The 20,912-nt window shown below is 63.9% G+C and carries 13 protein-coding genes and 2 pseudogenes; 2 read left to right on the top strand and 13 right to left on the bottom strand.

Features of this window, described 5'->3' with window-relative positions:
• From ACLFKU_RS05565 to ACLFKU_RS05535, 7 genes are read right to left on the bottom strand one after another with little or no spacing between them, the layout of a single operon-like run.
• Window positions 1–1,635 carry a c-type cytochrome gene (locus ACLFKU_RS05565; RefSeq protein ID WP_410848429.1) on the bottom strand — a complete coding sequence of 545 codons (1,635 nt, stop codon included), beginning with the start codon at window positions 1,633–1,635 and terminating at the stop codon, window positions 1–3.
• 2 nt (window positions 1,636–1,637) lie between these two features.
• Window positions 1,638–2,480, bottom strand: coding sequence for a hypothetical protein (locus tag ACLFKU_RS05560; protein WP_410848428.1), 843 nt, complete (start codon window positions 2,478–2,480; stop codon window positions 1,638–1,640).
• A gap of 26 nt (window positions 2,481–2,506) precedes the next feature.
• Window positions 2,507–3,289 carry an outer membrane lipoprotein-sorting protein gene (locus ACLFKU_RS05555; protein WP_368581527.1) on the bottom strand — a complete coding sequence of 261 codons (783 nt, stop codon included), beginning with the start codon at window positions 3,287–3,289 and terminating at the stop codon, window positions 2,507–2,509.
• Between the two features lie 38 nt (window positions 3,290–3,327).
• Window positions 3,328–3,828, bottom strand: coding sequence for a hypothetical protein (locus tag ACLFKU_RS05550; protein WP_410848427.1), 501 nt, complete (start codon window positions 3,826–3,828; stop codon window positions 3,328–3,330).
• On the bottom strand, window positions 3,825–8,408 hold the full coding sequence (locus ACLFKU_RS05545; protein WP_410848426.1) for a choice-of-anchor Q domain-containing protein: 4,584 nt from the start codon (window positions 8,406–8,408) through the stop codon (window positions 3,825–3,827). The genes ACLFKU_RS05550 and ACLFKU_RS05545 overlap by 4 nt, the downstream gene beginning before the upstream one ends.
• 17 nt (window positions 8,409–8,425) lie before the next feature.
• The gene (locus ACLFKU_RS05540) at window positions 8,426–10,018 is read right to left on the bottom strand and encodes a multicopper oxidase domain-containing protein (protein ID WP_368581692.1); all 1,593 of its coding nucleotides are present in this window, start codon (window positions 10,016–10,018) and stop codon (window positions 8,426–8,428) included.
• 43 nt (window positions 10,019–10,061) lie between these two features.
• On the bottom strand, window positions 10,062–11,627 hold the full coding sequence (locus ACLFKU_RS05535) for a multicopper oxidase domain-containing protein (protein WP_368581524.1): 1,566 nt from the start codon (window positions 11,625–11,627) through the stop codon (window positions 10,062–10,064).
• A gap of 346 nt (window positions 11,628–11,973) precedes the next feature.
• On the opposite strand from ACLFKU_RS05535, the pseudogene ACLFKU_RS05530 reads away from it, so the two are divergent.
• Window positions 11,974–12,045 (top strand): annotated as a pseudogene (locus tag ACLFKU_RS05530) (IS6 family transposase); the annotation flags it as partial.
• Here the strand turns inward: ACLFKU_RS05530 and ACLFKU_RS05525 are convergent.
• The 6 genes and pseudogenes from ACLFKU_RS05525 to ACLFKU_RS05500 form a co-directional block, all read right to left on the bottom strand.
• Window positions 12,027–12,485: pseudogene (locus ACLFKU_RS05525) on the bottom strand (IS6 family transposase); the annotation flags it as partial. The pseudogenes ACLFKU_RS05530 and ACLFKU_RS05525 overlap by 19 nt on opposite strands.
• A gap of 136 nt (window positions 12,486–12,621) precedes the next feature.
• Window positions 12,622–14,079, bottom strand: coding sequence for a dihydropyrimidinase (gene hydA / locus ACLFKU_RS05520; protein WP_368581523.1), 1,458 nt, complete (start codon window positions 14,077–14,079; stop codon window positions 12,622–12,624).
• A 42-nt stretch (window positions 14,080–14,121) separates the two neighbouring features.
• Window positions 14,122–15,624 carry an NCS1 family nucleobase:cation symporter-1 gene (locus tag ACLFKU_RS05515; RefSeq protein WP_410848425.1) on the bottom strand — a complete coding sequence of 501 codons (1,503 nt, stop codon included), beginning with the start codon at window positions 15,622–15,624 and terminating at the stop codon, window positions 14,122–14,124.
• Window positions 15,625–15,678: 54 nt separating this feature from the next.
• Complete coding sequence (preA, locus tag ACLFKU_RS05510; RefSeq protein ID WP_410848424.1) at window positions 15,679–16,959, bottom strand: NAD-dependent dihydropyrimidine dehydrogenase subunit PreA; 1,281 nt, start codon at window positions 16,957–16,959, stop codon at window positions 15,679–15,681.
• 48 nt (window positions 16,960–17,007) lie between these two features.
• A complete protein-coding gene (locus tag ACLFKU_RS05505; RefSeq protein ID WP_410848423.1) occupies window positions 17,008–18,393 on the bottom strand; it encodes an NAD(P)-dependent oxidoreductase in 1,386 nt (461 codons plus the stop codon).
• Window positions 18,394–18,518: 125 nt separating this feature from the next.
• Window positions 18,519–19,784 (bottom strand): Zn-dependent hydrolase, encoded by a 1,266-nt coding sequence (locus tag ACLFKU_RS05500; RefSeq protein ID WP_410848422.1) that lies wholly within the window; start codon window positions 19,782–19,784, stop codon window positions 18,519–18,521.
• 348 nt (window positions 19,785–20,132) lie between these two features.
• Between ACLFKU_RS05500 and ACLFKU_RS05495 the strand changes: the two genes are divergently transcribed.
• Window positions 20,133–20,852 (top strand): TetR/AcrR family transcriptional regulator, encoded by a 720-nt coding sequence (locus ACLFKU_RS05495; protein WP_410848421.1) that lies wholly within the window; start codon window positions 20,133–20,135, stop codon window positions 20,850–20,852.
• The last annotated feature ends 60 nt before the right edge of the window (window positions 20,853–20,912 follow it).

Genomic DNA, 20,912 nt, shown 5'->3' with positions numbered 1-20,912 from the left:
CTAGGGCACGATCCACGCGCCATCGGCAACGACACGCGTGTTCTCGGGTTGCGCAAAGCGAACGAGATAACCGCCCTTCGAGGCAAAGCGCTGACCCGGCGCGAGCGTCAGGCGCGGATAGTAGCCCGTCAGGATCCGATGGTCGAGCATGTCATCGACGCGTTCTACCAGGTAGTCTCTGACGAACGCATCGGCCATGTGACTGAGGGTCTCGGCGAGCAGCCCGCACGCGAGATAGGTATCCGCCTGAACGCGCTCGTCGACGACCTGAATATGCCTGATCGCGAACCAGCCGAACGCGTAATCGACACGCACGCGCCGTCCCTCGGGCAGGTCGACCGGATAGGCGATACGCGCGGCGTCGCGCCACCTTTGCGGCAAGGGTATGCGGTCCAGGCCACCCATCAGTCCCGACACAAAGACCTGAGTCGAAGCGGGCGGCTTGCCTGCGACCGCCGCGATATCAGGTGGCCGCAGCCACAGCACCAGCGCATCTGCTCCACGCGCACCGCGAAGCGCTTCGGCAACGCTATCGCCCGGCGCGAGCCTGTGGCTCGATACGCTCACGCCGTGGTCCTTCAGTGCGCTCGCGAGCGCAAGCGCCGCCGCCTCGCCGCTGTCGCCCGCGCGATACACCTGGCGTACGGTCTTCACCATGCCAGCCGGTGAGCCGCTATTCGCGTCGAGAATACGCTTCGCGATCAGCCCGGCCTCGAGCAGAACGCCCTTCGAGAAATACATCGAGTAAAAGTCCTGGTCGGTCTCGACTGGCACGTCGACGTTGGGAAAGAGGCACGGCACCGCTTCCTGCTCGCAGAAGTCGTGAACGGGCGCCCAGTTCTTGCCGCCGATTCCCGACAACACCGCAAATACGGGTTGCTGCCTCAGATACGCTTTCAACTGCTCGTGCCAGGTCTCGGGTGGGCCGTGCAGTTCCCACACATGCAACTCCCAGCGTCGGTTGACCATGAACATCATCTTGCGCGAGGTGCGCAGCGGCGGCGTTGCACCGAGCGGCGAAGCGTTCTTGTCGGCGAAATAGTGTTCCAGCACGTCGAGCATGCCGCGCCGTTTCACCGGATCCGCGTCCGGTGTGATGATCGTCGCGAAGTGCAGCACGGTATCCGTGACGCCCGGCGCCCTGCGCCGGTCGAGCCGCTTCAGATAGCCGATCAACGCCGCCATGTCCGCGTCGTTCAGCGCAAACTGCGGCATCAGATTGCTGAGTGGCTTGCCCTCGGAGTCGACGCCTTCGCGGATCGCACGGGCGATCGTCGCGTCCGTGTACGGCTCGCGATTGGCCCGCATGCCGTCGACGTAGGGTATCTCCAGCTCCTCGGGATTCTGAACCCGCGGGTGGAACAGATACTGCCCGCTGATCGGTGGAATGGTGCTGTTGCCTTCGCGCGCGCCGAGCCCGCTGCGCCGATGGCAATTCATGCATGCGACGGCGGCGCCTTGCATGCGCACGCCGCCATCGTGGCTCGCTTGAACCGCTTCCCCGGAGCCGGCAATGCCGCGCTGGTAGATCGACTCGCCGGCATCGATGGGAGGCGCGCCGCGCGCTAGTTGCACGCCGGCCAGCAGCAGCGCGGCAAGCGCGGCCGCTACCCCAAAGAACCCGGCGCGGCGCATGACTAAGGAACCGGCCGGACCGGCGAGCCGCTCGCCGGCGAGGTGTCGGCGCCGATCGTGACGGAAGCGTGCCGCCCCTGCCAAACAGGTTTGGCGAACGTCAATCTGTCGAGGGGCGGATTGAGCCTGACCTTGTCGATCACCAGCCGGTCTTTCCTATCCGTCCCGATCGGGCCGCTTTCGATGACGAACGGAATCCGCACGCCATCCACGTCCCTGAAGTCGCGATACATCACCTCGACGATCGCGGGCTGGCCCGAAGGACCGCGCGCCTCGCGGTCGGACTTCACATCGAGGAAATTCTGCGCGTCGACCCACACGTGGCGCGTCGCACCGGAGGGCAAGCGCAGCGACAGACGATAGGTATCGCGTCCTTCGACCTTGTCGGTGCCTTCGAGTGCGACGTCGATGCCCTTCGCGGCGTGATCGAGCAACGGGCCGTCGATGACCTGCGCGTCGCGCGCGAACTTCACTTCATCGCTCGTATACGGGCGCACATCCGGACCGCCGCTTCCCGACGGGCGCACTTTCCAGCCTTCCTTGCCGTCGAATACGTGCACGATCATCTGATTGGCCGCCGTGACCTCGAAGCGAGTAAGGTCGGGACGTTTCAACGTGAGCATGAATGGCAGATTCGACGCGGGTGCATTCGGACTGTCCACGTGCCCGACCCACTCCATCGACATGACCTTGCGCCAGGCATCCGCGCCGCCGCGAGCCTCGGCGTTCCTCGCGACGATTTCCTCCGTGCCAAGGCTGTCGTCCGACCTCGCGGCCGGCATCTGCTCCAGCGCGAACGCGGCGGCTATCGCCACCAGCAACCACCACCAAGAAATCCGTTTCATGACCTTCTCCCGGTGTGCTGCCGTCGCTAGCGAGCCGGCACCTTGACCATGACGAGTTGCGGCTTGGCGAACAGCGAATCGTCGGCGGCCTGATTCACCGTCACGTGCTGAATCGTCATCTGATGGGTCTGCTTCACGCCCGCGACTATTGTCTCGAGCGTATGCGGCACGACCAGGCCGTTTTCCGCGTGGTAATCGCGGAAGTAGACGGCGACGTTGTGCATGCGCCCGTCAAGCTTGCGCGGGTCGCCATCCATTTTCAGCTCGAGAAAGTTCGTCGCGTCGATCCACACATGACGCTCGGTGTGATCTTTCGTCGTCAGCATGAGCCTGTAGGCGCGGTGGCCCTCCACGGTATCCATGCCCTGCACCGCGACCTGGCTGCCCTTGCTCGCGTAGTCGATCAGCGGGCCGTCGAGATCGGCGGTGTTCGCGGCCGATTTCGCCTCGGCGGACGTATAAGGCTCGGCGTCATTTCGTCCGAGGAACGGCCGGACTTTCCAGCCTTGCGAACCGTCGTAGACCTGATACGCGGTCTGATTGTCGAAACGAAGTTCAAAGCGGCTCTTGTGCGGCCGCTTCATCGTCATCGTGAACGGCAGCTTGACTGGTTTGGTGCCGCCCACGTCGATCTGTCCTGTCATCGTTATCGTGTTGACGGCGTGCCACGCCTTCAGACCGCCGCGCGCAGCGACGTTGCGCTCCACGATCTGCGCCGCGCTCAGGTCGGCCGCCGACGCCGCGGCCGGCATCAGGGCCGCGGCCAGCAAGGCCGCCATCGGGACCGTCATCGAAAACAACCGCTTCATGGCTCACCCCTCCCTTTCTTCGCGGATCGCTGACGCGATCATTCGACCACCAGTCCATCGATATGAAACGTGCCGATCAGCACGTTGACGCGATCGCCTGCCCTGATCAGGTTGCCTTTGTTGGAGAACACCACCCAGTATTGCTGGCCGACCTCCTGCGGACCGGTCTGGCGAAGCTGGCCGATCGTGTCCATCACCGACACTTCGAGCAATGCATGACTTCTCTCGCCATACAGATACGGCGTCGAGTTCTTGTCGCCGAGCAACTGCGCGACCGCCGGGTCGGTGACCCGATAGCTGAAGCGCAGCAGATTGCCGGAGGCGGTGCGCCGCACGCTCAGGTTGTCGACGCCATGCATCATTTGATACAGCTGCTGCGCGTGCTGCGGCACTTTCACCGGCATATACGGCGACGCCCCTGGCGAAGTCGCGGCCGCCGGGTTTTGCTGCGCCGCGGCTGCATCCAGCATGGTCGCGGCCAGACAAACTCCCGATAGCAGCGATGCTCTGCGCCACGCCGACGACAATGGGTGTTTCATGGCAAGGCTCCCGTCAGGGTACTTTGCACCTGAGTCGCGTCGTTGATGACGTTCAGCAACTGGTCGAGCCCTGCGGGACCGAACGACAGATTGCTTCCTGTCACCAGCCCAGCGAGACCGGCAAGTCCACCCGTGCGCGGCAACTCGACCGCGCCGATATCGACCCCCCCGTTTTGCGGGCGGGCCGTGCCGAAGAAGTCGTGGTTCGGCGCACCAACCGGCGTGGCTGCGTTGACCGCCGGCGAATTCGACTGGATCGCATAGTTGCCGAGCGGCACGCCGTAGCCGGCGGTGCCCGACGGGATCGTCGCGTTGAACAGCGACAGCGGCCCGTACGACATGTTGATCCAGTTGTTGCCTTCATCCGGCGTGGCCGAGGGCAGCAGGCTGAAGAGCGGATTCGGCAGCACCGTGTCGGCAATCCCCGGAGGCACCGCAAAGCCGTTACCGCCACCTTCAGGCGGCACACGCGAACCGTTGCAGTACTGGCTGACCACGTTCGGATTCGCACCGCTGTTGTGCGCGTTCGGGTAATCGCCGGCATCGGTCAGGATCGAATACTGCGGGGCCAGCGTCACCCCCGACTCGTGAGTCGAGGGCTTCACATCGCCATACGCGCCGATGTCCCAATACATCGCATGCGGATCGCAATACCCGGTCTTCTGGCCCGACTGGTTCAGCGTCGGGTTCAGTGCGACCGTGTTCTGCAGGCCCGGAATGTTCGGATTGAGTCCAGCCACGGTGATATAGAACGAGCGGTTTTGCCAGAACACGTTGTTCGTCAGCACCGGGTTGGAGAACCTCGTGCAGTTCGGCAGGTTGCCAGGACACACCACGTTCGGGCTCGTGAACGCACTGATGAAGTTCGACGTATGCCGCGCGACCTCGAGACCCGACGGTTGGAACGTGGATGTCGTGATCGGGCTGCAGGTCGTTTCGGCGCCCACCGTCGTGCAGTTCGGCGGCCCGACGTTCGCCTGTGCAGCCAGCGCCGTGTTGAACAGCACGCCGGCCGACGAAGTCGAATCGTTCGAGATCACCGTGTTATTGACGAAGCTCACCCGCACCGCGTCCTGCAGCGACACACCACCACCCGACCAGCCCGCCACGTTGTTCGCGATGATGTTGTTGATCACGCTAACGTCGTGCCACGCGTTGCGGTTGTTCGGACTGCGCTGCACGTCCGTGCCGTTGATGTTCTGCAAGCGCAGACCGCCGCCTTTACCGCTTTCCGCGGTATTGCCGACAATCAGGTTGCCATCGATCACGAGGCCCGGGCCGACGCCGTCGGAAAGCTGCGGCGCGCAGTCGATGTCGACCGTCGAGTTTTCACAGAAGGTGCCGTCCGGCGGCACGCCCTGGGCGATGATGCCGCCGCCGTACGTGGGCAACGTCGGGTTGTTGCTCTGGTTGAAGATCACCCAGTTGTGCGAGATGTCGCCGTTGTAGCTGAAGCCGAAGTGAGCGATGCCGCCGCCGTCGCCGCTGCTGATATTGCCGCACACCCAGTTGTAGTTGAAGTGATAGTTGTCGGCGCCCGAGCAGAACGTCACACCGGCTGCGGACGAAGGCGTCGTCGAGTTGATTTCATCGCCATACGATGCGTTCGCGGTCACCGCGTTGTGGTGCACGTTCACATGGGTGTTGTACGCGAACGGCAACTGCGTGATGCCGTTCGCCGCGATCGTGCCGTCCGGCACTTCGACCTGGCCGATCGTGATGCCGCCCGTGAGCGTTCCGGCGTTGCTCGACACGCGGTTGTTCGACACCTCCGTGTAGTGGTTCCAGCCGTGCAGGAAGATCCCGCCCCCGCCTTGCGAGCTATTCGTGAAGGTCATGCCGTCCACCCGCGACGGATTGCACAGGAAGTTGCTGGGGTACTGAGTGCAATCCGCGTTGCTGCTGGTGAGCGGCGTGCAGATGCCGTTGGCCGTGCAGTTCGGATCTGCCGCGTTGTTCACGTCGCGCACGCCCTTGGCGAGCACCGTGATGGCGGCGCCTTCGTAGGCACCCATCAGCGTGGGTTCGATCAGCAGTTCGCCGAGGTTGCCGTTGAGCGTGTTGTCCCAGCCTATCGTCGGTTCCAGCGGAATCGCATCCACTTTTCGTTGCATCGCGGTGCTGCACGAGTACTTTCCGGTCGGGTCGTACGGGTTGCCGGAGCTGATCAGCCCACCGTTTAGCGCCACGCCGAACAGGCAGTCGACCTGTCTGCGCCACGGGTCCATCTTGCCGGACGGGTGGGGATTCGCGTTGACCGTCACGGAACTCGCGCCGACGCCTTGCAGACGAACCGGCTTCCACATCAACAGCATCTCGTTGTAGACGCCGGGTCCGACGATGATCATGTCACCCGGGGTTGCACTATCGATGGCCTTCTGAATGGCGTTGCTCGTGCCGTTCTCGCCAGCCACATACGTCGGCGCCTTGCCGCCGATCGTAACCGTGACGGTATCGATCGACTTCTTGCCGTTGCCGGCCGTGATCGACAGTTCACCGCAACGCGTCGTCGTGTTGACGCCACGCTGCTGGATCGTGCAGCTCGACTGCGCCGCGCTCAGGTTCGGCACCGTCACCGTGATCTGCGTGTCGCTCCACGAGGTCACCGGCGCGACGACACCGCCAATCGTCACGGTGCCCGTGCCCTGCACGGCCCCGAAGCCATAGTGACGCGTGACGAACTTCTGGTTATACGGCGCCGTGGTCGCGGCCGGTCCTGTATAGGCATGGTTGACCACGGTCTGGTCGCCGAGCGATTTGATCGTCAGCGCATGGCCGGCCGCACTGACCCACGGACCCGCCCCGCCGCCGCTCGAGTCGCCGGTCACCGTCGAGACGGCCGGGGTCGCGTCGGGATACGCGCAGTCGGGCTGGTTGTAGCCGTCCGCGAACGCCTGGACCGGCACGACCGGGGTATCCATGTACTGCGTCTGGCCGGGCATGAACGGAATCTCGTAGCAGAACTGGCTGTACGCCGGGTTATAGAGCGGATCGCGTTTCGTCTGGCCGGGATGCGCCGGATCGGGCATGTCGGGATCGTTCATGCAGGCCACCATCATGGTCGGCGCGTAACCCGTCGGGTTCGGCGGATTCACTTGCCACGTCGAATAGTTCAGGCCGTTGAAGATGCCCCACTGATCCGAATACACACGCGACACTTCGTTGCCGGCAAAGTCCTTCAGCGAAACCGGCACGTTCGGCACCGCGAACTTTTCACCGAACTGCGGCGAGTACGGGTCGAATTCCGACGAGAAGTCATCCAGCATGAAGCCCGTGAAGTGAGCGGCGACATGCGTGGAGCTGAACACCCAGAACTTCGCGACCGCCGACATCTGGTTGGTCAGCGTGACTTCCTTGCGGTCGCACAGATGCCGGGACGCGCCCGCGAACGGTGCGACTTCCTGCGAACCGGGGAACAGGCTGATGTAGTCGGGCACGATCCGCAGCGCGCCCACGCACGGCCAGGCAGGTTGAATGACGCCGGTGACCTCTTCGTTGCGAGGCTGCATGCCGAGATCCGTGGTCGGGTTCTGCGCATTGTTGGCGTTGTAGCTCGAATTCACCGCCGCCTGGTCGGGCAGGATGAAGATGTTGCCGAGACTGCCGAACTGTTGCGTCACCGGCGCGATGTAGTTATCGCCGATCAGGATGTTCTTGTCCTCCTCCTTCACGAGTTCATAACCCGGCGGGACGATGACTTCGACCACGTACTTGCCTGCGGGCAGCATCTTCGTGCCGTCGCCGGACGGGTTGGTCACGCAGATCGAGCAGTTCGTGCCGGTCGGCTTGCCGGTGGTCGGGTGACCGGACCAGACTGTGGTCTCGCTGAAGCCGGACGTCGTCACCGCCGATGCCACGGCGGCGTTCTGCACCGGATCGATTTCGCTCAGCACGAGCGGCACGTCCGCGTCATAGCTGACGCCGGGATAGGCCAGCGCGCGCGTCGAGCCATTGGCCGGCGTTCTGACCACCAGTACGCCGTACAGGCCCATCGGCCCTTGAATGGACGGATGCGTGCCCGACTCGATCAGGTAAGTGCCGGGGCTGAGATTGTTCCAGGTCAGGGAGGTCGTCTTTCCATGCGTCACTTCGTTGGCGAACGACTGCACACGCGGCGGCTGGGCGGGCGGCGTGAAACTCGCGCCGCTCGCGCTGCTGGCGATCGGCCAGGTGGTCGCGGTTTGCGTCGCATGCACCGGGCTTGCCGTGCTCGTCGCCGTCGTGCCTTGGCCGACACCGAGTTGGCCGACCACGACAAGCGAAGTCGGTATCGACCCCGGCAGACTGTTCGTGAGATTGATGGTCAGCGAGCCGGGCGGCACCGTGATCACGACAGGCGACCAGTTTGCGCCCGCGCCCGCATTCGACGCCGCGCATGTGGCGGGCGCCGTCGCCGCCGCTGAACAGGCGTAACCCCACATCGGCACGACCTGTCCGTCGGGAAGCGCAATCGTCGAGGCCTGCGCCGTCAGACTGACGCTTTGGGCGCAGGCCATGCCGCTCGCCGTGAGCACAATCGTTGCGGCGACGCCCGCCTTGATCAGACCGAGGAGCGTCCCTTTGAAATGGGTGGATCTCATCGCGTTTCTCCCCGCCTCTAATTGCCTTCGTTGATCGTGAAAGCTTGTGGATCCACGAGCATCATCATCATCATTCCGCCAGGGAAAATGTTGTTCGTGGTGATCTCGCGTTCATTGTGTGAGTGCCACATGTAGGCGAAGCCGGCTTCCGCAGACGGTGAGTTAGCAACCGTGCCGCTGGGCGGCGTCGTCCCGTTGTAAGCGGTCGCTCGTGCCGTGGCGTCGGGCCCGAGATAGGGACTGCCACCGAACCAGGCGCCGTTGGTCAGCACACGCGCATCCGGCAAGGTGACCGGACCGCCGCTGCCCACGTTGCCAAATGGATGAGCTTCCAGCGCCTTGTTGTGATCGGCGCACCACTCGTAGTAATTCGGCGCTTTCGGGTCAGCGGTGTAGTAGCCGTTCGCATCCGGAATGCAGACGCTGCCATCGCCCGGCTTGTGTCCGTACACGTCCCAATTCAGGCCTTTGCCGGTCCAGTAGAAGATGCCGTCCATCGCGAGGCCCGGCGTGGTCGTGGTCGTGAACAGCAAGGGGCCGGCGAGCTTGGTCGCATCCGTCTTGCTGAGCAGCAGGTTGCCGTCGCGCGCCAGCACGCGCACGTGATTGCCGTGTTCGTGGAACGGATGCTGCCAGCGCCCCGTGCCGATCACCCGCAGCAGCACCAGTTCGCCGGGATGCATGTGCGGATTGCCGTTGTACGGCTGATTCGGATATTGCGGCGCGTAGTTCGGGTCCATGTCATCAGGCATGGAGCGCCCGTTGATCAGGAAATAGGCCGGGTGATAGGGCTCGGTTTCGACGGTCATACAACCGGTGGACTGGGTGCACGCTTTGGCCGCCTGCTGTTCCGCCTGCGAGTGAATGCGCGGATCCATTTCGGAAAACTGGAACAGATACTCGCGGTCGTAGCAGGTCGCGCTATGGTTGTAGGCCGCCGCGGCATTCCGGTAATCGGGCTGTCCGTCGGGCAGCGTCGAGGATACGGCGCGGCAGCCCGTCGGCACCGCGAGGGTCCCGGGCGAGCTGGTCGGCAACACGATCAGCGCGCCGGACAAGCCCATTTCGATCTGCAGATCGCCTTGCGTGCCACTGTAGTAGCTATGCGTTCCCGGCGTCGCAGCCACGAAGCTGTAGGTGACCGTATTGCCGTGGGTCGCCTCGCGTGTCAGCACACCCGGCACGCCGGTCTGCGTCGCCGGACAGGTGCCGTCCGGATTCAGCGCCGCGGCGCATACCTGGAAGCCCGGAAACAGGATCGAGGTATTGCCCGCGGCGGCCGGCAGGTTGTTGGTAAGCGTGACCGTCACGACGTCGCCCTGTTTGACGATCAGTGTCGGCCCCGGAACCTGCATGCTGGGACAGTTCGCGCCCGCAATGCCCGCTGGCGAGAATCCCGCGGGCGCCGTGCGGCACCCGTAACCCCACGCGTAAATGCTCGAACCGTCCGGTTGACTGATACGGTTCGCCTCGGCGCTCAGATTGAACGTCGTTCCGGTGATGCCCGGCGCGGCGGCCTGCGCATGCAGGCAAATCAGTGCCGCCAGCAACGCGGCGCCGAATCGCGCGTAGCGTGCCAATCGCGCCAGGCATGCGGGGTACGCACGCATGGCGATCCCCCTTGCGTTGACGAAAATAGCCACGGTATTTCTCCTAGGAGCAGGACTTCGTGGTCGGGTCCACCGAGTGGCAGATATGGACCTCGGTCATTAACCCGCCGAAGTTCTCGGCGTCGTTGGACAGGTGATCGAGGTTCGGCGTGTACAGGTAATAGACCGAGCCCGGCGCGTACTTGGTCGTATCGCTCGCGTCGAGAATCACGTCGACCGACTCGCCGCCGCCCAGGGTGACCGAGTTGGTGTTGTAGGTCATGTCGTTGCCAGCCAGGTCGCGCAGCAGCCGCGCATTCATGCCGATCACGTGCATCGGAATACCCAGCGAAGCGAGCGTCTGAAACTCCGTGACGTCGAGGTCAGAGATTCTGAGCAGCGCACGGCCGCCGGCCGGAATGTTGACCAGTGCGGGCAGCGGTTGCGAATAGTGCTTCGTTCCGTCCGCCACCGGAGTCTGCATCGGCCCCGGCGTCACCGTGTCCGGATAGCTGCGGCCGTTCAACATGAAATGCTTGTCCTTCATGTCGACAAATGGCTCAGGATTGAACGTCATGCCGATGAAGTGGAAGTTCGGATCAAAGCCGTGGATCTGGATCGGATACTCGACGTCGTAAGCAGTCGAACCGTCGCCATCGTTGTAGGCGTAAAGCGTCGGCGTGCCGCTCTTGTTATTCACGTGCATCACGCTGTTTTGCGGCGGCAGCGGCGTCGAACACAGAATGTCGCTGCCGCATGCCGTGCGCGGATCGGTCTGCTGCGTCTGCAGCGAGGCGTAGAGCGTCCCCGTCTTGACGCGGTTCTGCCTGGGCCGCACGTAGATCTGCCCGACCATCCCCATCTGCAAATGCTCAGGCGGCGTGATGTGGCAGTGCCAGAAGTAAGTGCCGGCATCCGGCGCGAGGTAGTAGTACGTAAAGCTCGCACCGATGTTGATCGCCACCGACGCATCCGGCACCCCGTCGTAGAACGCGGACGCGTTCGGATAGCCGTGAAAGTGCACCGTGTGCTGCTCGAACAGGTCGGGGCGCATGATCATCCCGACGTTGGTGAGTGTCAGGAAGAACTCGTCGTCCTCGTCGATGGCCATGGTCGGCGCGGGAATGTTGCCGTTCATCACGCCGATGTCCATGATCGGCCGCGGGTCGACGTGACCCGTCAACTGACCGGGTGGCACTGATTCCGGGTCGGGCACGAGGCCGACCGCGCCGTTGTAGTTCGGATTGGTTTTCGCATCGCCCTGGACGTTGAACACCGAGGCGAACTCGGTGCCGGGCAGTCCGTTGCGAATGTCGGCAAGACCGGACAGCGGGCCGAACGAGAACATATAGGTTTGCGTGCCGTCGCCCATCGTCGCGTATCCATCGCCGCCTGAAATCTGCTGGCACTTGATTGCGCCGTTGATCTTATTCGTCGGCGTAATAGCATGATTGATCAACGTCTCGGACGGGCCGGTGTAGGCCGGTTCGCCCGCACCGGCCGGCAATGCGGTCGGATGGAGCGTCGTCGTCGTTGGACATTGCACGCGGAACGACTGGGCAAATGATGGCAACGCGAATAGCAGCAGCAGCGCTGCAAAACCGTTCCGGCAGATTGGAATGCTGAACATATGACCTCCGTTCAGTGGGCAGCCAGCGCGAACCGCGCTGGAGGTCATGCTCTACGTTGGGGCACTCACTGGGTACCGTCGACCTGAACCCGTAGATGAATTCTGCAGATGCGTGCAGGCGTCCGGGATGGGTCAACCCCCTACACTTGCGGTAGGGGCGAACCCTGCGGGGGTGGGAGGTGTTTGCTGCGAACGGGATCTTCTAGCCGCCATGAGCCGCGTGCTCATAAGGGCAAGCGGCGCTCGCGATGCCAGGTGGATATCTACGTGCGCAATCACACACCCGGTATACGATCAGGTTGACGCTTGACCGCGCTGCACGCTAGATTTGAACGTTTAAGCGCCGAAAGCGGCGCGCCGCAAGCCGCGTAGCACGTGGCACCTCGATGAAATGTTCGTCACACTGCGTGGCGAACCGTGCGAGACCGCATAGCCGTCAAGCGTGATGGTCTTTGGTGGCTGGCCTTGATGTTTGATTGCCTTCCTGAAAAAGGCTTGTGCCGCCTCCACGTCGCGCTTTGCACGGAGCATGAAGTCAACCGTCAGGCCAGCCCGATCAACCGCTCGATAAAGGCAAACCCACTTACCACGAATCTTCAGGTAGGTCTCATCGACACGCCACGACTGGCCAGTGGGCCTGCCAAAGCGGTTCCACCGTTTGACGAACTCCGGCGCAAAGCGCCGCACCCAGCGCAGGATCGTCGTGTGCGCCAGAGCCACGCCCCGTTCCGCCATCATTTCGACCAGATCTCGCAGGCTAAGCTTGTAGCGCAGGTGCCAGCGAACACACAGAATGATCACATCGCGGTCAAAGTGGCGGCCGGCGAACAGTTCGTCCAGCCCCATCAGCTTGCTGATCGTCGGTTCTCAATTCGTTCAGCCCGACACCTTAACCGATTCGCCCCCGCGCTATTTGCGCCAGAGCCCGCATTACACCAATCCTGCCGCGCCGAGCGCTGGACCTTCCCTGCTGTGCCTCAAGGCGTCGCCGCTTTTATTGTGGTGCGTCACCCTCGCGATGCACGGGCTGCGTCTCTTTCAGGCTCCTCGCGAGGCGCGACGCCTGCACATAGCCGGGATTCGCGGGACGCTTCAGGTAACGTCCGGCGCCTCGCCGCGCCCGCAGGTCGCCGTCCACCCAGACGAGTTCGCCTTGCGAGACGGTGTGGGTCGGCACGCCGCGCACCGTCATGCCCTCGAACACGTTGAAGTCCACGTTCTGATGATGCGTTTTGACCGAGATGGTGCGCGTGGCCTCGGGATCCCATACGACGATATCGGCGTCGGCACCGACGGCCACCGTGCCCTTGCGCGGGTAGAGGTTGAAGATTTGCGCGGCATTGGTGGAGGTGACGCGCACGAACTCGTTCGGCGTGAGCCGGCCGGTGTTCACGCCTTGATCCCACAACACCGCCATGCGATCCTCAACGCCGCCACAACCGTTCGGGATCCTCGTGAAATCATGGCGGCCCATGGCTTTCTGCGAAGCGCAGAACACGCAATGGTCAGTCGCGGTGGTGTGCAGCAGCCCGCCCTGAAGTCCGCGCCAGAGCGCGTCGCGATGCTCCTGCGTACGGAACGGGGGGCTCATCACGTGGGCGGCGGCGCGCGTCCAGTCCGGGTCGCGATAAACGGCCTGATCGATCACCAGATGCCCCGCGAGCACTTCGCCGAATACGCGCTGACCTTCGCTGCGCGCGCGCGTGATCGCCTCGAGCGCGTCTTTCGCCGACACATGCACGATGTACACCGGCACACCCAATACCTGGGCGATGCGGATCGCGCGATTCGCTGCCTCGCCTTCGACTTCGGGCGGCCGCGACAGCGGGTGCGCCTCCGGACCCGTGAAGCCGCGCGCCAGCAACTGACGTTGCAATTGAAATACGAGCTCGCCGTTTTCCGCATGCACGGTGGGCAGCGCGCCCAGTTCGAGCGAGCGGGCAAAACTGTTCACGAGGATCTCGTCGTCCGCCATGATCGCGTTCTTGTAGGCCATGAAGTGCTTGAAGCTCGACACGCCATGCTCGTTCACGAGCAGCCCCATGTCGCGATGCACGCTTTCATCCCACCACGTCACCGCCACGTGAAAGCCATAGTCGGCAGCGGCTTTTTCGGCCCAGCCGCGCCACTCGCGAAACGCATCCATCAGCGCCTGCTTCGGGTTGGGGATCACGAAGTCGATGATGGATGTCGTGCCGCCCGCAAGCCCCGCCGCGGTGCCCGTGTAGAAGTCGTCGCTGGCGGTCGTGCCCATGAAGGGCAGTTCCATATGCGTGTGCGGATCGATGCCGCCAGGCATCACATATTGACCGCCGGCGTCGACCACGGTCGCGCCCGCGGGCGCGTCGAGGTTTTCACCGACGCTCTGGATCACGCCGTTTTCGCAGAGCACGTCCGCACGCCAACTCTTGTCTGCATTGACGACGGTGCCGCCTCGAATCAGGATCGCCATGATGCCAAGTCTCCTTCAGTTGAACATTGACGCTTGAAACGCTCACGCGCTCGCCACGCTCGGGCGCCGGCTCCGGCCGACTTTCATCATCACGCCGTAGACGAGCGCCGCAATCGCGAGCCCCACGAACCACGCATAGGTATAAATGCTTTTGAACGCGTCGGGCACCGAGGCAAACACATTCGGGAACGCGACATTCAGAAAGCCCGGCAGGTTCGGCAGCACCCCGGCGATCAGCGCGATCACGGCCGCCGGGTTCCAGCCGTTCGAGTACGCGTATTCGCCGTTTTCCTCGAAGAGCTGGGTCGTATCGAGGCGTGTGCTGCGAACCAGAAAGTAGTCGACCATCAGGATGCCGGCCACCGGCCCAAGCAGCGCCGAATAGCCGACCAGCCAAGTGAAGATGTAGTCCTGCGTGGTCGCGAGGATCTTCCACGGCATCATCGCGATGGCGATGGCCGCGGTGATGAGCCCGCCCGTCTTGTACGAAATGCCCTTGGGCCACAGGCTCGAAAAATCGTAGGCTGGGCCGACGAGATTCGCGGCAAGATTGCAGCACATCGTGTCGAGCGTGAGGATCACGAGCGCGATGCCCACGCCGACGCCCTCCATGCGACTCGTGAGGTCGATCGGGTCCCAGATCGCCCTGCCGTAAATCACGACCGTTGCCGACGTCACGACCACGGAGACCACCGAGAGCAATGCCATCGGAATGGGCAGGCCGATCGCCTGGCCCACGAACTGGTCCTTTTGCGTTTTTGCGAAGCGCGTGAAGTCGGGAATGTTGAGCGCGAGCGTGGCCCAGAAACCCACCATGGCCGTGAGGCTCGGCCAGAACGTCGCCCAGAACAGGCCCGCCTTCTTGCCGCCGGCAACGAACTGCGACGATTGCGACAGCATCGAGCCCACTCCGCCTGCCCTCGAACAGGCCCACCACACGAGCACTGCGCACATCACCACCTTGATGGGCGCGGACCAGCTTTCGAGCCAGCGGATCGAATCGGTGCCGTGCAGGATGAAGTACAGCTGCAGCACCCAGAAGATGAGAAAGCAACTGGCCTGCCCGATCGAAATGCCAAGAAACGGCATTGCGTTGCCCACCAGCGCGTTGTGCGTGAGGATGTTGGCGAGCGTATAGATGGCGCTGCCGCCCAGCCATGATTGAATGCCGTACCAGCCGCACGCCACGATGGCGCGCAGCATGGCGGGCAGCTTCGCACCCTGGGTGCCGAACGATGCTCGCACCAGCACCGCATAAGGAATGCCGTACTTGGTACCCGCATGACCGATCAGCAGCATCGGCACGAGCACGATCAGATTGCCGAGCAGCACGGTGAGCACCGCCTGCCAGGGCGACATGCCCTGCTCGGTGAGGCCGGCGGCGAGCATGTACGAGGCGATGTTCATCACCATGCCCACCCATAGTGCCGCGAAGTGATACCAGCGCCACGTGCGCTGCGCGACGCCGGTGGGCGCGAGGTCATCGTTGTATAGATCGCTTTCGGCGCGGCGCGCAGTGGCGTCGACGGCTAAGGGCTGGCTCATGAAGTGGGTTCTCCGTCGCTTGTCGTGGGTTCGGCTCGGTCCGGCTTCAACGTGTCAGGCGGCTTTCGGGTCGGCGACACGCGCCGGGTTGTTCGGGTGCGTGGTCCAGTTCTCGTAGCGCTCGCCCGAATCGACGCGCTCCATCGTGATGCATTGATCGACCGGGCAAACATGCATGCATAGATTGCACCCGACGCAGTTCGCATCGACCACCTCGAAGTGGCGCTGGCCATCGCGGATGGCGGTGATCGCCTGATGCGAGGTATCTTCGCAGGCGATGTGGCAGAGCCCACACTGGATGCAGCGGTCCTGATCGATGCGTGCCTTGATGTCGTAGTTGAGGTTCAGGTATTGCCAGTCGGTGACGTTCGGCACGGCGCGGCCGCGAATCGTGTCGAGGCTGGCGTAGCCCTTGTCGTCCATCCAGTTCGACAGGCCGTCGATCATGTCGCCGACGATGCGGAAGCCGTAGTGCATCGCGGCGGTGCAAACCTGCACGCTGCCCGCTCCCAGCACGATGAATTCCGCGGCGTCGCGCCAGTCGGAAATGCCGCCGATGCCGGAGATCGGCAAGCCATGCGTTTGCGGGTCGCGCGCAATTTCCGCGACCATGTGCAGCGCGATCGGCTTCGCGGCGGGACCGCAATACCCGCCATGCGTGCCCTTGCCGTCCACGGTGGGCAGCGGCGCCATCACGTCGAGATCGACGCCTACGATCGAGTTGATCGTGTTGATCAGCGAGACGCCGTCCGCCCCGCCCTTCATCGCCGCGCGCGCGCCCTGACGAATGTCGGTGACGTTCGGCGTGAGCTTCACGAGGCAAGGCAGGCGCGTGCCTTCTTTCACCCAGCGGGTGACCATTTCGATGTACTCGGGCACCTGTCCGACCGCTGCGCCCATGCCGCGCTCGCTCATGCCGTGCGGACAGCCGAAGTTGAGTTCCACCGCGTCCGCGCCGGTCGCTTCCACCTGCGGCAGGATCCACTTCCAGTCATGCTCGTTGCACGGCACCATCAGCGAGACGATCAGCGCGCGGTCGGGCCAGTCCCGCTTCACCTGCGCGATCTCTTTGAGGTTCACGTCGAGCGGCCGGTCGGTGATCAGCTCGATGTTGTTCAGGCCTGCGATGCGCTGGCCGCGCCAGGTGGTCGCACCGTAGCGCGAACTCACGTTCACGACGTGCGGGTCGAGCCCGAGCGTCTTCCAGACCACGCCGCCCCAACCCGCCTCGAACGCGCGGTTGACGTTGTAGGCCTTGTCGGTGGGCGGCGCGGAAGCGAGCCAGAACGGGTTCGGCGATTGAATGCCGGCAATCGTGCAGCGCAAGTCGGCCATGATGCGACTCCTTCGTTTTAGCTTGATTCAATGTAGCTTTCGCGCGGCTCAGGCGGCTCTCGCAGACAGGTTCGCAAGGAAGCGGTCGATCGCGTGCGCGGCGAGCTTGCCGTCCTGCACGGCCTGAACGGTCAGATCGGTTCCGGCGTGGCCGGCACAGTCGCCGCCTGCGAAAACGCCCGTGAGCGAGGTGGCGCCGTTCGCGTCCACTGCGATGCGCCCGGCTCCGTCGGTCAGTTGCAGCCCATCAAGGCCTGCGGGTAAGAGCTTCTGGCCAATGGCCTTCAGCACCATGTCGGCCTCCACGCGCACGATCTCCCCAGTGCCGCGCAACGCGCCGGCCATATCGAGCTCGGTGCGCTCGAATTCCACGGCCTGCACCTGCGTGTCGCCGACGATTCGCAGCGGCTTCATCCATTCGGCCACGGCCACACCCTGGCTACGCGCGAACTCCAGTTCGGCCCAGGTGGCGCTCATCTGCGCTGCGCCGCGACGATAGGCGAGCGTCACCCGCTCCGCGCCCAGCTTGCGGCTTTGCACGGCGGCGTCGATTGCCGTGTTGCCGCCTCCGAGCACCACCACCTTGCGGCCGACGGGCACGCTGGCTAGATCGTCGGCCGTGCGAACGCTTGCGATGAAATCCACCGCATCGAGCACGCCGTCGAGCATTTCGCCTTCGACGGACAGCGTGTGCGTGCCGCCGAGTCCCACGCCGATGAACACCGCGTCGTACGCTGCGCGTAGTTCCTCTAGCGTCATGTCATGCCCCAGCCGCTGGCCCTGGCGCAGTTCTATCCCGCCGATTGAAAGCAGCCACCGCACCTCGCGCTGTGCGTAATCATCGACGGTCTTGTACGCCGCGATGCCGTACTCGTTCAGACCGCCCGGATGTTTGCCCGCATCGAAGACGCTCACGCGATGCCCGGCCAGCGCGAGCGTGTGCGCGCAGGCAAGACCCGCGGGACCCGCGCCGACCACCGCGACCTGACGGCACGTGTCGCTCGCGCGCTTGAAGAGCGCAGGCGCACCGGCGGCCTCGCGCGCCATCTGGAAGTCGGTGGCATGACGTTGCAGCGCGCCGATCCGAACCGGCTCGCCATCCTGATGATTTCTCACGCAGGCGCCTTCGCAGAGAATTTCGGTGGGGCACACTCGCGCGCACATGCCGCCCAGCGGGTTCGCGCTCAGAATGTCGCGCGCCGCGCCCCTCAGATTGCCGTTGCCGATCTTGCGGATGAAGCCGGGAATGTCGATGCCCGTGGGGCACGCGTTCACGCAAGGGGCGTCGTAACAGTAATGACAGCGGTCGGCCGCGATCACGGCCGCGTTCGCGGAAAGCGGCGGCGCGACGTCGGCAAAATTGCAGCCGAGCTGCTCGGCGCTGAGACGGCCTGCGGCGATGCCGTCGGCGGCATTCGAGGTGGTCTGGGACATCCGGGTGCTCCTTGCGAGGCAAAACACGGGTCCGCCGGCCGTGTGCGTGATGCGCGCGGCCGGTACAGGGGAATCGTTGGAAAGACAGCGCGGCGCTGAGACCGCTAGCGTTCAATCGTCGCGCGTCAGCCGGGTTCGCTCGCGCGTTCGAGCATCGCGTGCAGCAACACGTTCGCGCCGGCTTCGATCCATTCGATCGTCGCGTCCTCGACTTCGTTGTGGCTAATGCCGTCGATGCACGGCACGAACACCATCGAGGTCGGCGCGACCGTCGCGAGATAGCACGCGTCGTGACCTGCACCCGACACGATGTCCCGATTCGAATAGCCGAAGCGCTCGGCCGCCGCGCGCACGGACTTCACACACGCCTCGTCGAACGGCACGGGCGCGTAGTAGAAAATCTGCTCGACTTCGGCTTCCAGCTTGCCCTGTTCCGCGATCTTCGCGATGCCTTCGCGCAGTTCGGCGTCCATCTGCGCGAGCACTTCGTCCTGCGGATGGCGAAAGTCGATGGTGAAGAACACGCGGCCGGGAATCACGTTGCGCGAGTTCGGATGCACCTGCATCATGCCAACTGTCGCGCACGCGAGCGGCGCGTGATGCAGGCCGATTTCATTGACGAGCTGCACCACACGCGAGGCGCCCAGCAACGCGTCGCGGCGGCGCGGCATGGGCGTAGGCCCCGCGTGCGCCTCCTGCCCCGTGAGCACGACTTCGTACCAGCGCTGGCCTTGCGCGTCGGTGACCACGCCTATCGTTTTGTTTTCGGCCTCGAGTATTGGCCCTTGTTCGATGTGCAGCTCGAACGCAGCGTGAATCTTGCGACCGCCGCACGGCACTGCGCCCGCATAGCCGATCCGCTGCAATTCCTCGCCGATGGTCTTGCCGTCGACGTCCTTGCGCGAAAGCCCGTACTCGAGCGTGAACACGCCGGCAAATACGCCGGAGGCGACCATCGCCGGCGCGAAGCGCGAACCCTCTTCGTTGGTCCAGATCACCGTTTCAACAGGCCGCTCGGTTTCGATGCCGTAATCGTTCAGCGAGCGAATCACCTCGAGCCCGGCGAGCACACCATAGATACCGTCGAAGCGGCCGCCCGTCGGCTGGGAGTCGGCGTGCGAGCCGGTCATCACGGGCGGCAGGTCGTTGTCACGCCCCGCGCGGCGCATGAACACGTTGCCCATCTGGTCGACACTCACCGTGCAGTTCGCCTCTTTCGCCCATTGCACGATGAGATCGCGGCCCTGCTTGTCGAGGTCGGTCAGCGCGAGACGGCACACGCCGCCCCTGGGGGTGGCGCCAATCTTCGCCATCGCCATCAGGCTGTCCCACAAGCGCTGGCCGTTCACGTGGATCGCGGTCGTCAGCGCGGCTTCGCTTACTGCGTTCATACGTGTCCTCCTGTCCGTGTTCGTCAAACGTGCCTGCACGCCACCGTTTGGGGCGCGAAGAGCCATCGCGGTGCACGCCTGGATAGCACTATGCGGCTCCTGAAATCCCGCCCTTCGAATCCTGTCCGATTGGACAGGTTTTAGACGATAAACTTCGCTAATTCAATGCGGAGTTACGAGCGAGAACCGTGCCATTGATGCTGCAGTGCGCGAAAAGCACGCGGACGTCCGACTTGCGCGCTTCTGCCGACGCGGGTGAATACGCGACGCACTTGCATCGTGGCTACAATGAAGCCGGCACGCGCGCGGCCGACGCGCTTCTCATTTCTTTCGAATGGACCGAACACTATGCGCAACGACGAACCCACCGCGCGACCCGTGCCCTTCGGGACGCGTGGCACGGCGCTGGCGCAGCCAGCCGCTGACGCAACGCATAGGCCCGGCCGGCGCAAAGCCGCGATTCGCGCGTCGAATGAATCTCACCTGCTCGCCTGTGCCGAAGCCGTGTTCGCCGAACGCGGTTTCGAAGGCGCGAGCACGGCGCTGATCGCCGAGCGCGCGGGCTTGCCGAAGGCCAATCTGCACTACTATTTCCCGACCAAACTCGCGCTCTACTGGCGCGTACTCGACGATGTTTTCGAGGAATGGAACGCGGCCGCCAACGTGTTCGATGCAAGCGACGATCCGGTCGAGGCGATAGGCGGCTACGTACGCGCCAAGATGGCCCTGTCACGGCGCCGCCCGCTCGGCTCGAAGGTGTGGGCCAACGAAATCATCAGCGGTGCGGCGCATATGCAGGAGATCCTGCTCGAACGCGTGAAGCCGTGGATGGACACACGTGTGAAGCTGATCGAGCGATGGATTGCCAAAGGCTTGCTCGCGCCCGTCGATCCGCCGACCCTACTGTTCATGATCTGGGCAACCACTCAGCACTATGCCGATTTCGAGGCACAGATATGCGCGCTCTCGGGCAAGCGCGCGCTAGCGACGAAGCGCTTCGAGGCGACTACGGAAGAAGTGGTGAGCATGATCCTGCGAGCGAGTGGAGCGCGATCGCCGGCCGAATGACGATGCGGATTCAACCGTTCGTGCCGCCCGCGAATCGTGGCACCCGTCGATTGAACAACG

The organism is Paraburkholderia sp. EG304 (assembly GCF_046543485.1).
Classification (GTDB): domain Bacteria; phylum Pseudomonadota; class Gammaproteobacteria; order Burkholderiales; family Burkholderiaceae; genus Paraburkholderia; species Paraburkholderia youngii.
Note: the sequence above shows the minus strand (reverse complement) of the source record. Positions and strands in the feature narration are given on the sequence as shown.